We start from the raw sequence: 15,566 nt of genomic DNA, 5'->3' as shown, positions 1-15,566 counted from the left end.
GTGACGGCCCCCACCAGCGTGATCGCCCCCGGCGACCGCCCGGCAGGCCCGGCCCGCGGGACGCGGCCCGGGCTGGCGGCGCTGTGCCTGCTCGTCGCCGCCGCGGCCGCCGCGGGCGTGCTGGCGCTGCACCGGCTGCTCGTCGGGACCGCCACGGGCCAGGGCGTCGACCAGCTCGCGTGGGAGGGCGCCCTGCACGGGCAGAGCCGGCTGTGGGGACCGGCGACGACCGTGCTCGAGGTGGTGTCCGTCGGGTTCATCGCCGCCGTGCTGCTGGCCGCGGCGACGATCGCGGTGGCGCGCCGGCGGCCGTGGCTCGCCGTGCAGGTCGCGCTGCTCATGGGCGGGGCGAACGTCACGACGCGGGTGCTCAAGCACCACCTGCTCGAGCGCCCGGATCTGGGCATCGGCTCGTACGACGAGAACACCCTGCCCAGCGGGCACACCACCGCGGCCGCGTCCGTGTCGGCGGCGCTGCTGCTCGTCGTGCCGCCGCGGGTGCGGCCCGTCGTGGCGGTGCTCGGTGCGGGCTACACGGCGGCGACCGGCGTGTCGACCCTCGTCGGGCAGTGGCACCGGCCCTCGGACGTCGTCGCGGCGCTGCTGGTGGTGCTCGCGTGGGGTGCGGTGGTGTGCGCGCTCGTCGCGCTGCGGCCGGCGGTCCGGCCGACGGTCGGGCCGACTGTCCAGCCGGTGGTGGGACGACCGGGCACGGGGCGTGCGCCGCGGCGGACGGCGGCCGGCGTGACCGGCGCGACGCTGCTGGTCGGCGCGCTGGCGGCGGGGGTCGCCGGTGCGCTGGCGCTGGGCTGGACGGCGGCGCAGGTGCGGGCGGGGGAGGTCGTCGAGGACCGCACGGGGCTGCTCACGGTCTACGCCGGGGGCGCCGCGGCCTCGGTGGCCGCGACCGCGCTGGTCTTCGGCCTGCTGCTCCTGCTGCGCGAGGCGGCGGGCCGCCCGTCGTGGCGAGCCGCCCGCGGGCCGTCCCCAGCCCCGGGGACGGGCGCCGGGGTCGTCGGGACGGGTGGTCCGGCGGCGCGGGCCCGCGGGGCGGCGGCGTAAGGTCGGCGCGTCGCGGCCCCAGGGGGCGGGCGGCGGCAGGGGGACGAGGGGTCGGCGCGCCGCGCGCCGGCGGACAGGACTGGGAGACATGGCCGCAGGACGCAAGCTCGTCATCGTCGAGTCACCGGCGAAGGCGCGCACGATCGCCGGCTACCTCGGGGACGACTTCGAGGTGGAGGCGAGCGTGGGGCACATCCGTGACCTGCCGCAGCCGTCCGAGCTGCCCGCCGACATGAAGAAGGGCCCCTTCGGCAAGTTCGCCGTCGACGTCGAGCACGGCTTCGAGCCGTACTACGTCGTCGACGCGGACAAGAAGAAGAAGGTCGCCGAGCTCAAGCGGGCGCTCAAGGAGTCCGACGAGCTCTACCTCGCCACCGACGAGGACCGCGAGGGCGAGGCCATCGCGTGGCACCTGCTGCAGGAGCTCAAGCCCAAGGTGCCCGTGCACCGGATGGTCTTCCACGAGATCACGCGCGAGGCCATCCAGCGCGCGCTCGGCGCCACGCGCTCGCTGGACGAGCGGCTCGTGGACGCGCAGGAGACGCGACGCATCCTCGACCGCCTCTACGGGTACGAGGTGAGCCCGGTCCTCTGGCGCAAGGTCGGCAAGGGCCTGTCCGCCGGCCGCGTGCAGTCCGTCGCCACGCGGATGGTCGTGGAGCGCGAGCGCGAGCGGATGGCGTTCGTCGCCGCGGACTACTGGGACGTCACCGGCACGTTCGCCGTGGCGGACGAGGCGGAGCCGACCTTCTCCGCCCGCCTCACGCAGGTGGGCGGCCGCCGCGTCGCGTCCGGCCGGGACTTCGACGACCGGGGCCGGCTGCGCTCCGCGGAGGCCGTGGCGCTCGACGAGGGTGCCGCGCGTGCCGTCGTCACCGGCCTGGCTGACGCCGACGTCCGGGTCCAGAGCCTCGAGACCAAGCCGTACACGCGCCGCCCGGCCGCACCCTTCACCACGTCCTCCCTCCAGCAGGAGGCGGGCCGCAAGCTGCGCATGAGCGCCCGGCAGACCATGCGCACGGCGCAGGGCCTGTACGAGAACGGCTACATCACCTACATGCGGACCGACTCGCCCGTGCTGTCCTCGCAGGCGATCGACGCCGCGCGGCGCCAGGCGGCGGAGCTGTACGGGCCGGAGTACGTGCCCGACGCGGCCCGCGTCTACGCGAGCAAGGCCAAGGGCGCCCAGGAGGCGCACGAGGCCATCCGCCCCGCCGGTGACTCCTTCCGCACGCCGGCGCAGGTCGCGCGGGAGCTGTCGGGGGACCAGTTCCGCCTGTACGAGCTCATCTGGAAGCGGACCGTCGCCTCGCAGATGGCCGACGCCCGGGGGCAGACGGCCTCCGTGCGCCTCGCCGCCGACGCCGCGCTGCCGGACGGCGCCACCCCCGTCGTGTTCTCCGCCTCCGGGACGGTCATCACCTTCCGCGGCTTCCTCGCCGCGTACGAGGAGAGCCGCGACGTCGACCGCTACGACGCGGCCGCCGCCGAGGGCGACGCGGCGCGGGCCGAGGGCAAGGGCGACGCGCGCCTGCCGCAGATGGCGCAGGGCGACGCCCTGACGGCTGCGGACCTCACCGCCGACGGCCACCGGACCTCCCCGCCGCCGCGCTACACGGAGGCGAGCCTGGTCAAGGCGCTCGAGGAGCGCGGCATCGGCCGGCCCTCGACGTACGCCGCGACCATCTCCGTCATCCAGGACCGTGGCTACGTCACCTCCCGCGGGCAGGCGCTCGTGCCGTCGTGGCTGGCGTTCGCGGTCGTGCGGCTGCTCGAGGAGAACTTCGACCGCCTCGTCGACTACGACTTCACGGCGACGATGGAGCAGGACCTCGACGAGATCGCGGCGGGCGGCCGCGACCGGCGCGACTGGCTCACGAGCTTCTACTTCGGGGACCGGTCGGGGACGGTGGAGGCCGGCGGCCTGCGCGGCCTCGTCGAGAACCTGGGCGACATCGACGCCCGCGAGGTGAACTCCATCGAGATCGGCGACGGGGTCGTGCTGCGGGTGGGCCGTTACGGCCCCTACCTCGAGGACACCGCCGGCGTCACCGGCACGGCGGAGGACGGGTCGCCCCGGCGCGCGTCGGTGCCGGAGGAGCTGGCCCCCGACGAGCTGACCCTCGAGAAGGCGCTGGACCTGCTGCGCACGGAGCCCGAGGGCGACCTCGTGCTCGGCCAGGACCCGACGACGGGCACGACGATCGTCGCCAAGAACGGCCGCTACGGCCCGTACGTCACCGAGCTGCTGCCCGAGCCCGAGCTGGACCCGGGCCTGTCGGCGGCCGCGCGCAAGCGGGCGCTGGCCGCGGCTCCCAAGCCGCGCACGGCCTCGCTGTTCAAGTCGATGAACCTGCAGACCGTGACGCTCGAGGACGCGCTGCGTCTGCTCTCGCTGCCGCGCGTCGTCGGCACGGACCCGGAGACGGGCGCGGAGATCACCGCGCAGAACGGCCGCTACGGGCCCTACCTCAAGCGCGGCACGGACTCGCGCACGCTGACGTCGGAGGAGCAGCTGCTCGACATCACGCTCGAGGAGGCGCTCGCGGTCTACGCCCAGCCCAAGCGCGGGCGGGGCGCCACCGCCGCACCGCCGCTGAAGGAGCTGGGGGAGGACCCGACGAGCGGCAAGCCCATCGTCGTCAAGGACGGCCGGTTCGGCCCCTACGTGACGGACGGCGTCACGAACCGCACGCTGCCGCGCGACGCGAGCCCCGAGTCGCTGACGCGGGAGCAGGCGATCGAGCTCCTGGCGGAGAAGCGGGCGTCGGCCCCGGCGAAGAAGAAGCCCGCGGCCAGGAGGTCCACCGGCACCCGGACGAAGGCGACGAGTCGGTCCTGACCGCTAGGTTGACGCGCATGGCACGCACCGAGGACCCGCGCACCGCCCCGTCCGTCCGCTGGGGCATCATCGGCACCGGAGGGATCGCGGCGGCCTTCGCCGGCGCGGTCCGGGAGCACACCCGCAGCCAGCTCGTGGCCGTCGGGTCGCGGCACCGCGACCGGGCGACGCGGTTCGCCACGGCGCACGGCATCCCGACCACCCACACCAGCTACCGGGCCCTCGTCGAGGACCCGCAGGTCGACGTCGTCTACGTGGCCACCCCGCACTCCGAGCACCGGGAGCACGCCCTGCTGGCCATCCGGGCCGGCAAGCACGTCCTGGTGGAGAAGGCGTTCACGCGCAACGCGGCGGAGGCGCGCGAGGTGCTCGACGCGGCGCGCGAGGCCGGCGTCTTCGTCATGGAGGCCATGTGGACGCGGTTCCTGCCGCACGTGGCCGCGCTGCACCAGGTCATCGAGGCGGGGGAGATCGGCGAGGTCGTCCACGTCCAGGCCGACCACGGCCAGTGGTTCGCGTACGACCCGCAGCACCGGCTGTACGACCCGGCGCTGGCCGGCGGCGCCCTGCTCGACCTGGGCGTCTACCCGGTGTCGTTCGCGCACATGATGCTCGGCAAGCCCGACGCGATCACGGCCGTCGGGGCGCTGACCGACACGGGCGTCGACGGCCAGGTCTCGATGGTGCTGTCCTACGGCGAGCGGGTGCAGGCGACGCTGGCCACCACGCTGTGGGCACGGACGCCCACCACCGCCTTCGTCTCCGGGACCGAGGGCCACGTGGCCGTCCGCGGCCCGTTCTACGCGCCCACCTCCTTCGAGGTGCGGCGCCGCGACGGGCGCGTGTGGACCTTCGACCAGCCGTCGGCCCGCGGCCTGCAGTACGAGGCGGCCGAGGTCGCACGGCAGGTGGCGGCCGGCGCGACGGAGAGCCCGCTCAACACGTGGCAGGACACGCTCGAGGTCATGGAGGTGCTCGACGAGGTGCGCCGGCAGGTCGGGGTCGTCTACCCCGGCGAGACGACCGGCGGGGAGTGAAGACGGCCGCGGGCGTCTTCGTCTCCTTCGAGGGCGGGGACGGGGCCGGCAAGTCGACGCAGGTCCGGCTCCTCGGCGAGTGGTGCGCGGCGCTCGGCCGCGAGGTGGTGCTCACGCGCGAGCCGGGCGGCACGACGCTCGGCCTCACGCTGCGCGAGGCGGTGCTGCACGGCGACCACGTCGACGCGCGCACCGAGGCCCTGCTCTACGCGACCGACCGGGCGCACCACGTCGCCAGCCTCGTGCGGCCCGCGCTCGAGCGGGGCGCGGTCGTCATCACCGACCGGTACCTCGACTCGTCGGTCGCCTACCAGGGGTCCGGCCGCGACCTGGGCGCGGAGGAGGTGGAGCGTCTGTCGCTGTGGGCCGTCGACGGGCTGCTCCCGCACGTCACCGTGCTGCTCGACGTCGACCCGGAGGTCGGCCGCGGCCGGCTCACCGACGCGCCGGACCGGCTGGAGAGCGCCGGGGAGGAGTTCCACCGCCGCACGCGGGCGGCGTTCCTCGAGCGCGCGGCGGCCGAGCCGGGGCGCTGGCTCGTCGTCGACGCGTCCGCGGCCGTCGAGGAGGTGGCGGACCGCGTCCGCGCCGGCGTCGTCGAGCGGACCGGGCTGGGGGCGGACGCGGCCGAGGGCACGGGCACGGGCGTCGGCACGGGCGTCGGCACGGGTGTCGGCACGGGCGTGGGCACGCCGTCGGAGCCGGTGTGAGCGTCTGGGACGAGCTCGTCGGGCAGGAGCCGGCCGTCGCGGTGCTGTCGGAGGCCGCGGCGGACCCCGCCCGGATGACGCACGGGTGGCTGCTGACCGGGCCGCCGGGGTCGGGACGGTCGAACGCCGCGCGGGCGTTCGCGGCGGCGCTGCAGTGCCCCCGCGGCGGCTGCGGCGTCTGCCACGACTGCACGACGACGCTGTCCGGCGCGCACCCCGACCTGGAGGTCGTGTCCACCGAGGGCGTCGTCATCCGGGTCGACACGGTGCGGCCGCTCGTCGCCCTGGCGCAGCGCGCGCCGGCGCAGGGGCGGTGGCGCGTGATCGTCGTCGAGGACGCGGACCGGCTCAACGACTCCAGCGGCAACGTGCTGCTCAAGGCGATCGAGGAGCCGCCCCCGCGGACGGTGTGGGTGCTCTGCGCGCCGAGCCCGCAGGACGTGCTCGTCACGCTCCGGTCGCGCACGCGGCACGTGGCGCTGCGGGTGCCGCCGGTCGACGCCGTGGCCGGGTTGCTCGTGCAGCGGGACGGCGTCGACCCGGACCTGGCCGTCACGGCGGCCCGCGCCGCGCAGAGCCACGTCGGCGTCGCCCGACGGCTCGCCCGGGACGCCGAGGCCCGCGCGCGCCGCGCCGCCGTCCTCGGCGTGGCCGCGCGCATCCGCGGCGTGGGGGACGCCGTCCTCCTGGCGGGGGAGCTCGTCGAGACGGCGCAGGCCGACGCCACCGCGGCGACGGGTGAGCGTGACGCCGCCGAGCGCGCCGAGCTGCTGCGCGTGCTGGGCGTGGACCCCGGCGCGCCGACGCTGCCGCCGGCCGTCCGCGCCCAGGTGCGCGCGCTGGAGGAGGAGCAGAAGCGCCGCGCCACCCGCGCGCTGCGGGACGTGCTGGACCGCGCGATGGTCGACCTGCTCTCGCTCTACCGCGACGTCCTCGTGGTCCAGCTCGACGCCGGGGTGGACCTCGTCAACCTCGACCACGACGAGGACGTGCGCGCCCTCGGGGCGGCGAGCACGCCGGAGCAGACGCTGCGCCGGATGGACGCGGTCGGCCAGGCGCGCACCCGCCTGGCCGGCAACGTGGCCCCGCTGCTCGCGGTCGAGGCGATGGCCGTCGCGCTGCGCCCGCAGGGCTGAGAGCACGGCGTCCGCAGGGCTGAGAGCCGGGTGCTCGTCGCCGGGACGGCGGCCGGACGCGTCGGCAGGGCCGGTTACCGTGGGGCGCATGCGCCCCCGCCCCGCCCGCCGACCTGCCGGGCCCGCGGCCCTCGTCGCCCTCCTGGCGGGTCTGCTCGCCGTCGCGGGGTGCACGCCCGCCGTCCAGCAGGAGACGGTGACGCCGGGCCCGAGCACCGCCGCGGCGGCCCCCGCCGACGGTGACGTGGCGGCGCAGGAGCTGGTGTGGACGGACTGCGCAGACCTCGAGTGCGCGACGGCGCGCGTGCCGCTCGACTGGGCGGAGCCCGAGGGCGAGACGATCGGCGTCGCGCTCACCCGGCACGCCGCGACCGGTGAGCGCCTCGGGACGCTGTTCATCAACCCGGGCGGGCCCGGTGCCTCCGGCGTCGACTACGTCCCGGCGGCCCTGGCGGAGTTCTCCGACACGCTGCTGGCCTCCTACGACGTCGTCGGGTTCGACCCGCGGGGCGTCGGCCTGAGCACGCCCGTCGACTGCGTCGACGACGCCGAGCTCGACGTGCTGACGGCCACCGACCTCGACACCTCCGACGCCGGTCTCACCGAGGCCGCGGCGACGTGGGGTGCGGTGGGTGCGCAGTGCCTGGAGCGGACCGGCCCCCTGCTGGAGCACGTGGACACGGTCTCCGCGGCGCGCGACCTCGACCTGCTGCGCACGCTCGTCGGCGACGAGACCCTCACCTACCTGGGGTTCTCCTACGGCACGCAGCTCGGAGCGACCTACGCCGCGCTCTTCCCCGAGCGCGTCGGCCGTCTCGTGCTCGACGGCGCCCTCGACCCGACCCTGACGTCGACGGAGGTCTCCGCGGGGCAGGCGGCCGGCTTCGAGGGGGCGCTGCGGGCGTACGTCGCGTACTGCCAGGGGCAGGACACCTGCCCGCTCGACGGGGACGTCGAGGACGGTCTCGCGCAGGTCCGCACCCTGCTGGACAAGGCCACCGCCGCCCCTCTGACCACCGGGCAGGACCGGCGGCTGACCAGCGCTCTGGCGTTCTCGGGGATCGCCGCGACGCTCTACTCCCAGGCGTCCTGGGACCTGCTGACCCAGGGGCTGACGGCCGCGATCACGCGCGGGGACGGGTCGGTGCTGCTCGCGCTGTCCGACGCGTACTACCAGCGCGACGCCGAGGGCCGGTACACGAGCAACATGTTCGAGGCCTTCTGGTCGATCGGGTGCGCGGACTCCCGCGCCCCCGCGGACGTCGCCGAGATGCGCGCGGCGGCGGCCGAGGTCGAGGCGGCGGCGCCCACCGTGGGCCCGTGGTTCTCCTACGGCGGCGTCACGTGCGCGCAGTGGCCCACGCCCGTCGCCGAGCCGCTGCCCTCCTACGCGGCCGAGGGTGCGGCGCCGATCCTCGTCGTCGGCACGACGAACGACCCCGCGACGCCCTACGCGTGGGCCGAGAAGCTGGCGACGACGCTCTCGTCGGGCGTCCTGCTCACCTTCGAGGGGGAGGGTCACACGGCCTACCGCGCGAGCAACACCTGCATCGCGGACGTGGTCGACGCCTACCTCGTCGAGGGGACCGTGCCGGCCGACGGCACCCGCTGCTGACGGGGCGCGTCCACGCGGGTGGGCCGGGCCGGTTTGGGCGCTCGTCCGGCGCCGGGTATGGTGGACCCGCTCGCCGCGCCCCCGGGTCCGGCGACGCCGCCTTAGCTCAGTCGGCAGAGCGTCTCACTCGTAATGAGAAGGTCAAGAGTTCGATTCTCTTAGGCGGCTCATCGGACGGCCCCCGCCCTCGGCGGGGGCCGTCCTCGTCTCCCACGGAGGTGACGGCATGACGGGACCCCGCAGCGCCGGCGGCGGTCGCGGTCCGGACCCCGGCGGCCGCGGCACGGCCGCGCTCGTCGCGGGCCTGGCGCTGGCGGCGTTCACCGTCTCGACCGCGGTCGTGCTGCGCGTCGCCGCGCTCGTCGACCGGCGGCACGCAGCAGCGGAAGGCCCTCACGCTGCGGGCGACGAGGGGGTCAGCGGCCCGCGCCGGTGACGAACGCCTGGATGGCGCGGACGGCTGCGCCGCGGGGCCACTGCGTGCGGTCCTCGGGGCGGACGACGAGGCCGACCGGCGTCGCCTCCGGGTCGCGGTCCTCCGCCAGGCCCGACGCCAGCGCCTCCGACGCGACCGACGCCAGGCGCACGCCCTCGCCGCCCAGGACGACCGTCGGCGTCCCGGCGACGTTGGCGACGGCCGCGACCAGGCGGCCGAGCGCGCGGCCGGCGTCGTCCACCGCCCGGCGCGCGCCGGGATGCCCCGCCACCGCGAGGTCCAGCGCCTCGTCGTAGTCGACCCACCGGCCGACGGCGGCCGCGACCGCGCCCTGCACCCCGTGCTGAGTGACGAACGCCGACGCGCACCCCCGGTGCCCGTCGCTGCAGCGCGGGCCGTCGAGCGCGAGACGGTGGTGCCCGACGAGCCCCAGGCCGGCGTCCGGCCCCTGGACGAGCCGGTCGTGCACGACGAGGCCGAGCCCGACCCCGGCCCCGACCGTGAGCAGCGCGAAGTGCGGGTGCTCCCGGCCCGCGCCGAACCAGTGCTCGGCCTCCGTCCGCGCGACGAGGTCGTTGTCCACCGTGACCGCCCGGTCGAGCGCGGACCGCAGGGCCGGTCCCGCGGGGACGTCCCGCCACCCCAGGAAGGGGGCGCGCCGGACGGTCCCGTCGGGGGTGGTCTGGCCGCCGAGGCTGACGCCGACGCCCTCGAGCGGTGCGGCGCCCGGCGCCTCGGCAGCCAGCTCGCGGACGAGCCCGGCGACGACCTCCAGCACGGCGTCGGGTGCGTGGTCGGCCAGCGGGACGCGGCGGTGCGCCAGCACGGTCGCGCGCAGGTCGGTGAGGACGGCGACGGCGTCGTCGCCGGTGAGGTTCACCCCGACGAACGCGTGGGCCGACGCTGCGACGTCGAGCGGCTGCGCCGGCCGGCCCCTGCCCGCGGGCACGTCGGCGGGTTCGACCTCGACGAGCAGGCCTGCGTCGACGAGCGGCCGGGTGAGGCGGCTCAGGCTCGCCTGCGACAGGCCCGTGCGGCGGGACAGCTCCGCCCGGCCCAGCGGTCCGTGCAGAAGGACCTCGAGCGCGACCGCCTGGGTCGACCCGTCGAGCGGCGCCCAGTCGGTCATGCGCGCACTTCCTTCCGTCGAGCAACGAAGCCTCGCGTCATCCTGCCGCAGGACCGCGCGCCGCGTGACGCGGATCGCGCTTCTTGACGACAATTCCTTCCGGCGCAAAACTAGGAGGGCCGTCAGCGCTGCCGCACCCCGCCCTCCCGCCGTGGTGGCCCTCCGGCCGACCGTGCCGTCCGCCCGACCGAGAGGCCCACCGGTGAGCATCCTGCCGTCCCCGCCCGACACCGCCCGCGCGGGTGCCGCCGGTGCGACCCCCGGGTCGCCCCTCGGGCCGTCCGGGGTGCTCGCCCTGCGCGCCGGCGGCACCGCCCTGCTGCTGGACTGCACCGGCGACCGCCTGCCGCGCGTCCTGCACTGGGGCGAGGACCTCGGCGACCTGGACGACGCCGCCCTCGCCGACCTGCGCCTGGCTGCCGAGCCCGGCCTCGCCTCGGGCCAGGCCGACGTCGTCGTGCCCTTGTCCCTCGTCGCCGAGCAGTCGGCCGGCTGGATGGGCACGCCCGGGCTGTCCGGGCACCGCGAGGGGCGCGACTTCTCCACGGCCTTCCTCGTCACCGCCCTGACGCACGAGCGGCCCGCCGGCGACCCGTCCGTCGCCCACCGGGTCCGCGTGGACGCCCGCGACGAGACCGCCGGCCTCGCGCTCGGTCTCGACGTCGAGCTGCTGCACCCGGGGCTCGTCCGGCTGCGCGCCGAGGTCACCAACGTCGGTGAAGGCCTGTTCGACCTCGCCACGCTCGACGTCAACCTGCCCGTACCGCTGACCTCCGACGAGATCCTCGACCTCACGGGCCGCCACCTGCGCGAGCGCACCCCGCAGCGGCACGCCTTCACGCTCGGCACGCACCTGCGCGAGAGCCGCCGCTCCCGGGGTCACGACGCGAGCCTGCTGCTGGCCGCCGGCGAGCGCGGCTTCGGCTGGCGCGGCGGCGAGGTGCGTGCCGTGCACGTCGCCTGGCACGGCAACACGCGCACCTACGCCGAGCGCACCAACCTCGGCACGGGCCTGCTGGCCGGTGGGGAGCTGCTGCTCGCGGGCGAGGTCCGGCTCGCCACGGGCGACGCCTACCGGGGGCCCTGGGTCTACGGCTCGGCGGCCGACGGCCTCGACGCGATGTCCGCGCGCTTCCACGGCTACCTGCGCTCGCGCCCCCACCACCCCCGCTCCCCGCGGCCGGTGCTCATCAACGTGTGGGAGGCGGTGTACTTCGACCACCGCCTCGACCGGCTCGTCGCGCTCGCCGACCTGGCCGCGTCCGTCGGCGTCGAGCGCTACGTGCTCGACGACGGCTGGTTCTCCTCGCGGCGGGACGACACCTCCGGCCTCGGGGACTGGACGGTGTCCGACGAGGTGTGGCCCGACGGCCTCGGCCCGCTCGTCGACCACGTGCACGGGCTCGGCATGCAGTTCGGCCTCTGGTTCGAGCCGGAGATGGTCAACCCGGACTCGGACGTCGCCCGCGCGCACCCCGAGTGGATGCTCGCCGCGGGGGAGCGGCTGCCCGTGCCGGCCCGGCACCAGCAGGTCCTCGACCTGACTCACCCGGGGGCGTACGCCCACGTCCGCGACCAGCTCCTGGCGGTCCTCGACGCCTACCGGATCGACTACGTCAAGTGGGACCACAACCGCGACCTCGTCGAGCCCGGCCACCGCCCGACGGGTCGCCCGGTCGCGCACGCCCAGGCCGGGGCCGTGCTGCGGCTCCTCGCCGAGATCCGCGCCGCGCACCCGCACCTGGAGATCGAGTCCTGCTCCGGCGGCGGCGGCCGCGCGGACCTCGGCATCCTCGAGCTGACCGACCGCATCTGGACCAGCGACGACATCGACCCGTTGGAGCGCCAGCAGATCGAGGCGTACACCTCGCTGCTCCTGCCGCCCGAGCTCATGGGCTCGCACATCGCCTCCCCTATCAGCCACTCCACCGGTCGCGGCCACAGCCTCGACCTCCGCGCGGGCACCGCCTTGTTCTCCCACCTGGGCATCGAGTGGGACCTCACGAGCGCGTCGCCCGAGGAGCTGGACCGCCTCCGCCTGTGGGTCGCCGCCCACCAGCGGCACCGCGACCTGCTGCACACCGGCACGGTCGTGCACGACGAGCGCCCCGACGGCTCTGCCTGGCTGCGGGGTGTCGTCGCCCCCGACCGGTCCGAGGCGGTCTACACCGTCGTCGCCCTCACCACCTCGCCCGTCTACCCGCCCGGGCAGTTCCGCCTGCCGGGACTCGACCCGGACGCGCTCTACGACGTCCGCCCGCTGCCGCCCGGCGACGTCGTCGGCGGCCGCACGTCCCAGGCCGGGGCCACGCCCCCCTGGTGGACCCGCGGGGTCACGCTGCCCGGGTCCGTCCTGGCCCGCGTCGGCGTCCAGGCGCCCGGCCTCCACCCCGAGCAGATGGTCCTGCTGCACGTCACCCGCGTCACCCCCGCCACCGAGGAGCCCTCGTGACCCGTCCTCCCCGCCCCCGACGACGAGGGGCGCGTCGACGCGCCCTCGTCGTCGGGACCCTCACCGCCTCCCTCGTGGCGCTGGCCGGGTGCTCCGGCGCCGGCGACGGCCGCACCACGCTCACGTTCTTCCAGTTCAAGGGCGAGGCCGTCGCCCAGTTCGAGGCGCTGGCCCGGCAGTTCGAGGCCGAGAACCCGGACGTCCGCGTCGTGGTGCAGAACGTCCCGGACCCGGAGACCGCGCTGCGCACGCGCCTGGTGAAGGACGACGTCCCCGACGTGCTCACCCTCAACGGCAACGGCACCTACGGGGAGCTCGCCTCGGCGGGCATCTTCGCCGACTTCGCCGGCACCGAGGTGCTGGACCGGGTCAACCCCGCGTACGTCGAGGTCGTCGAGGCGCTCGGTGCCAGCGAGCCGGGAGCGGTCAACGGCGTCCCGTTCGCGGCCAACGCGAGCGGGGTCCTCTACAACGAGGAGCTCTTCGCGCAGCAGGGCGTCGAGGTCCCCACCACCTGGGACGAGCTCCTCGCCGCCGCCGAGACCTTCGAGGCCGCCGGCATCACCCCGTTCTACGGGATGCTCGGGGATGCGTGGACCGCGCAGTCACCCCTGGCGCCGCTGACGGCGCAGGACGCGCCCGAGGACTTCTTCGAGCGGCGTTTCGCCGACGAGACCACCTTCGCGGAAGGCTGGCGCAGCGCGTCGGAGAAGCTCGCGACGCTCTACGACTACACGCAGGCCAACGCCGGGGCGGTCGGCTACCAGGACGGGACGCGGGCGTTCGCGGAGGGGCAGTCCGCCATGCTCCTGCTCGGCTCCTACGCCGTGCCGCAGATCCGGTCCTTCGAGCCGGCCTTCACCGTCGGCAGCTTCGCGCTGCCTGCCACAGACGACCCGGAGCGCACGACGCTCGTGTCCGGCGTCGACGTGCTCGTCACCGTCGGGGCCGACGCCGAGCACCCCGAGGAGGCGCAGCGGTTCGTCGACTTCCTCGTCCAGCCCGACGTCATCGCCGACTACGCGGCCGAGCAGGTCGCGATCCCGACGCTCGAGGGCTCGTCCAACCCCGACCCGGCGCTCGCGGGCGTGCAGGAGTACATCGACGAAGGGCGCATCGTGGGCTTCACCGACCACCAGTTCATCCCGGCGATTCCGCTGCCGAACCTCCTGCAGGAGTACCTGCTGGACCGCGACCTCGACGGGTTCCTCCGCGGGCTCGACGACAGCTGGGACCAGGTCGCCTCCCGGCGCACCTGGGGCCTCGGGGCGGTGCAGGGATGACCGCCGTCGACGAGCGCCCGGCCGCGCCCGCGCCGGGCGCGCCGGCCGGCGGCAGCGGCGGCAGCGCCTCCCGCGGCACCGCCCGGGCCTTCGCGTGGATGGTCGTGCCGGCAGCCGTGCTCTTCGCGCTGTTCCACACGGTCCCGGTGCTGCAGGGCATCTTCTTCAGCTTCACCGACTCGCCCGGGTACGGGACGTGGGACTTCGTCGGGCTGCGCAACTACCTCGCGCTGTTCACCGATCCGCGGGTGGGGCACGCGTACCTGTTCACGGCGCAGTTCGCCGTCGTCGCGACGGTCCTCACCAACGTCATCGCGCTCGCCATCGCCGTGGGCCTGAACGCGAGGATCAGGTTCCGCACGACGCTGCGGGCCGTGTACTTCCTGCCCAACGTGCTGGCGATCCTCGTCGTGGGGTACGTGTTCCAGTACCTGTTCACGTTCTCGATCCCGGCCATCGCCACCGCGCTCGGCGTCGACGCCCTCGGCGAGTCGATCCTCGCCGACGCGACCTGGGCGTGGGTCGCGATCGTCGTCCTGGCCGTCTGGCAGGGCACCGCCTTCAACATCATCATCTACCTCGCCGGACTGCAGACCGTGCCCGGCGAGCTCTACGAGGCCGCGTCCCTCGACGGCGCCGGGGCCTGGCGCCGCTTCCGCAGCATCACGTTCCCGATGATCCTCGGGTTCTTCACCATCAACATGGTGCTGTCCCTCAAGGGCTTCCTGCAGGTCTTCGACCACATCATCGCGATGACGGGCGGCGGGCCGGGCACGTCGACGGAGTCCGTGGGCGTGCTCATCTACCGAGGCGGGTTCCAGGGCGGCGAGTACGGCTACCAGCTCGCCAACGCCGTGCTCTTCATGGTCGTCATCGTCGCCTTCGCGGTGTTCCAGATCCGCGTGCTGCAGTCCCGGGAGGAGACCGCATGAGCACCCAGACCGTCGCCGCCGGACCCCGCCCCGGGGCCGGTCTGCCGCCCGAGGGGCCGGCGGGGCCCCGCCGTCGTCTGCGCCGCCGCCCCGGCGGCGACGAGGAGACCGGCCGCACGAATCCCTGGCTGACCGGCCTGCTCATCGCCCTCGCGCTGACCGTCGCCGTGCCGCTGTACTTCACCGTCGTCACGGCGCTGAAGACGCCGGCGCAGCTCGGCGGCACCGGGTTCGAGCTGCCGACGTCGGTCCGCTGGGCGAACTTCTCCGACGCGTGGCGCCTGACCGACTTCCCACGAGCGGCGCTGAACAGCGCGGTCATCACCGTCGGCGCCGTCGTGCTGACGCTGCTGACGAACTCGCTCGTCGCCTACGCCATCGCGCGGAACATGCACCGCCGCCGGTACAGGGCCCTCTTCTTCTACTTCATCTCCGCGCTGTTCGTGCCCTTCCCCATCCTCATGCTGCCCGTCGCGAAGCAGACGGCGCTCATGGGGCTGGACAACCAGCTCGGCCTGATCCTGCTGTACACGGTGTACGGGCTGAGCTTCAACGTGTTCGTCTACGTCGCCTACATCCGCTCCATCCCGGTGGAGCTGGAGGAGGCCGCCCGGATGGACGGCGCGTCGACGTGGACCGTCTTCTGGCGGATCGTGTTCCCGCTGCTGGGGCCGATGAACGCCACGGTCGGCATCCTCACGTGCCTGTGGGCGTGGAACGACTTCCTGCTCCCGCTCGTCATCGTCTCCGATCCCGGCGCCGCCACCCTGCCGCTGCAGCAGTACGTGTTCCAGAGCCAGTTCTCCACCAACTACCCCGTCGCCTTCGCCTCGTACCTCATGGCGATGATCCCCATGGTCGTGGTCTACGTGATCGCCCAGCGCTGGGTCATCTCCGGTGTCACGCGCGGCTCGGTGAAGTGAGGATCACGA

12 protein-coding genes and 1 tRNA gene are annotated in these 15,566 nt (G+C 75.1%); 12 read left to right on the top strand and 1 reads right to left on the bottom strand.

Annotated elements, in window-relative coordinates; translation table 11 throughout:
• The 8 genes from AC2TDM_RS15220 to AC2TDM_RS15185 all read left to right on the top strand — a co-directional run bounded on the left by AC2TDM_RS15220 (position 1) and on the right by AC2TDM_RS15185 (position 8,838).
• Complete coding sequence (locus AC2TDM_RS15220; RefSeq protein WP_484635185.1) at positions 1-1,062, top strand: phosphatase PAP2 family protein; 1,062 nt, start codon at positions 1-3, stop codon at positions 1,060-1,062.
• A gap of 88 nt (positions 1,063-1,150) precedes the next feature.
• Entirely contained in the window at positions 1,151-3,904 is a 2,754-nt protein-coding gene (topA, locus tag AC2TDM_RS15215) for a type I DNA topoisomerase (RefSeq protein ID WP_484635184.1), read from the top strand.
• 17 nt (positions 3,905-3,921) lie between these two features.
• The gene (locus tag AC2TDM_RS15210) at positions 3,922-4,941 is read left to right on the top strand and encodes a Gfo/Idh/MocA family protein (RefSeq protein WP_484635183.1); all 1,020 of its coding nucleotides are present in this window, start codon (positions 3,922-3,924) and stop codon (positions 4,939-4,941) included.
• Positions 4,938-5,651 (top strand): dTMP kinase, encoded by a 714-nt coding sequence (tmk, locus tag AC2TDM_RS15205; protein ID WP_484635182.1) that lies wholly within the window; start codon positions 4,938-4,940, stop codon positions 5,649-5,651. Before AC2TDM_RS15210 ends, tmk begins: the two co-directional genes overlap by 4 nt.
• Entirely contained in the window at positions 5,648-6,787 is a 1,140-nt protein-coding gene (locus AC2TDM_RS15200) for a DNA polymerase III subunit delta' (protein WP_090031126.1), read from the top strand. The genes tmk and AC2TDM_RS15200 overlap by 4 nt, the downstream gene beginning before the upstream one ends.
• A gap of 88 nt (positions 6,788-6,875) precedes the next feature.
• Entirely contained in the window at positions 6,876-8,402 is a 1,527-nt protein-coding gene (locus AC2TDM_RS15195) for an alpha/beta hydrolase (protein ID WP_090031309.1), read from the top strand.
• Positions 8,403-8,497: 95 nt separating this feature from the next.
• Positions 8,498-8,570, top strand: a tRNA-Thr gene (locus tag AC2TDM_RS15190).
• A 58-nt stretch (positions 8,571-8,628) separates the two neighbouring features.
• The gene (locus tag AC2TDM_RS15185) at positions 8,629-8,838 is read left to right on the top strand and encodes a hypothetical protein (RefSeq protein ID WP_090031124.1); all 210 of its coding nucleotides are present in this window, start codon (positions 8,629-8,631) and stop codon (positions 8,836-8,838) included.
• Here the strand turns inward: AC2TDM_RS15185 and AC2TDM_RS15180 are convergent.
• On the bottom strand, positions 8,819-9,967 hold the full coding sequence (locus AC2TDM_RS15180; protein ID WP_090031123.1) for an ROK family transcriptional regulator: 1,149 nt from the start codon (positions 9,965-9,967) through the stop codon (positions 8,819-8,821). The two genes, AC2TDM_RS15185 and AC2TDM_RS15180, sit on opposite strands and share 20 nt — an antisense overlap.
• 202 nt (positions 9,968-10,169) lie before the next feature.
• On the opposite strand from AC2TDM_RS15180, the gene AC2TDM_RS15175 reads away from it, so the two are divergent.
• The 4 genes from AC2TDM_RS15175 to AC2TDM_RS15160 are packed head-to-tail and all read left to right on the top strand — an operon-like array spanning position 10,170 to position 15,557.
• Positions 10,170-12,419: an alpha-galactosidase gene (locus tag AC2TDM_RS15175; RefSeq protein ID WP_484635181.1), complete on the top strand. Its 2,250-nt coding sequence runs from the start codon at positions 10,170-10,172 to the stop codon at positions 12,417-12,419.
• Positions 12,416-13,702 (top strand): ABC transporter substrate-binding protein, encoded by a 1,287-nt coding sequence (locus AC2TDM_RS15170; RefSeq protein WP_175499279.1) that lies wholly within the window; start codon positions 12,416-12,418, stop codon positions 13,700-13,702. Before AC2TDM_RS15175 ends, AC2TDM_RS15170 begins: the two co-directional genes overlap by 4 nt.
• Positions 13,699-14,634: a carbohydrate ABC transporter permease gene (locus AC2TDM_RS15165; RefSeq protein ID WP_090031118.1), complete on the top strand. Its 936-nt coding sequence runs from the start codon at positions 13,699-13,701 to the stop codon at positions 14,632-14,634. The genes AC2TDM_RS15170 and AC2TDM_RS15165 overlap by 4 nt, the downstream gene beginning before the upstream one ends.
• On the top strand, positions 14,631-15,557 hold the full coding sequence (locus tag AC2TDM_RS15160; protein ID WP_090031117.1) for a carbohydrate ABC transporter permease: 927 nt from the start codon (positions 14,631-14,633) through the stop codon (positions 15,555-15,557). The genes AC2TDM_RS15165 and AC2TDM_RS15160 overlap by 4 nt, the downstream gene beginning before the upstream one ends.
• Positions 15,558-15,566: the final 9 nt, after the last annotated feature.

Source organism: Cellulomonas sp. plas2, assembly GCF_057221735.1.
This window is presented reverse-complemented; position numbering and strand designations above follow the sequence as displayed.

Coding starts and splice junctions, on each gene's coding strand:
- AC2TDM_RS15180 (WP_090031123.1), bottom strand. CDS start 9,967: ATGACCGACTGGGCGCCGCTCGACGGGTCGACCCAGGCGGTCGCGCTC.
- AC2TDM_RS15195 (WP_090031309.1), top strand. CDS start 6,876: ATGCGCCCCCGCCCCGCCCGCCGACCTGCCGGGCCCGCGGCCCTCGTC.
- AC2TDM_RS15160 (WP_090031117.1), top strand. CDS start 14,631: ATGAGCACCCAGACCGTCGCCGCCGGACCCCGCCCCGGGGCCGGTCTG.
- AC2TDM_RS15210 (WP_484635183.1), top strand. CDS start 3,922: ATGGCACGCACCGAGGACCCGCGCACCGCCCCGTCCGTCCGCTGGGGC.
- AC2TDM_RS15185 (WP_090031124.1), top strand. CDS start 8,629: ATGACGGGACCCCGCAGCGCCGGCGGCGGTCGCGGTCCGGACCCCGGC.
- topA (WP_484635184.1), top strand. CDS start 1,151: ATGGCCGCAGGACGCAAGCTCGTCATCGTCGAGTCACCGGCGAAGGCG.
- AC2TDM_RS15165 (WP_090031118.1), top strand. CDS start 13,699: ATGACCGCCGTCGACGAGCGCCCGGCCGCGCCCGCGCCGGGCGCGCCG.